This is a genomic window from Paraburkholderia sp. SIMBA_030 (assembly GCF_046535245.1).
In the GTDB taxonomy this organism is placed as follows: domain Bacteria; phylum Pseudomonadota; class Gammaproteobacteria; order Burkholderiales; family Burkholderiaceae; genus Paraburkholderia.
The window spans coordinates 1-229 of sequence record NZ_JAWRXB010001844.1 but is presented as its reverse complement, the minus strand read 5'-3'; the positions used below and the strand labels follow the sequence as shown (position 1 = coordinate 229).

Sequence of the window (229 nt, the reverse complement as noted above, 5' to 3'; positions counted from 1 at the left end):
CGAACTTCTCCAGCCCCACGAGATCGAGCCATTGCAACGCTTCGCGCTCCGCCTGCGCCGCGCCCTGACCATTCATACGGAGTCCGAACATCACGTTCTTCTTCCCGGTCAGCCACGGAAACAGCGTGTAGCCCTGAAACACCATGCCGCGATCGGCGCCCGGTCCGCGCACGGCCTTGCCGTTCACGCGCACTTCGCCCGAGGTCTGCGTTTCGAGACCCGCGAGCAT

At 64.6% G+C, this 229-nt stretch carries 1 pseudogene; it reads right to left on the bottom strand.

The window, feature by feature from the left end:
• A pseudogene (locus SB772_RS46360) lies at positions 1-229 on the bottom strand (ABC transporter ATP-binding protein); the annotation flags it as partial.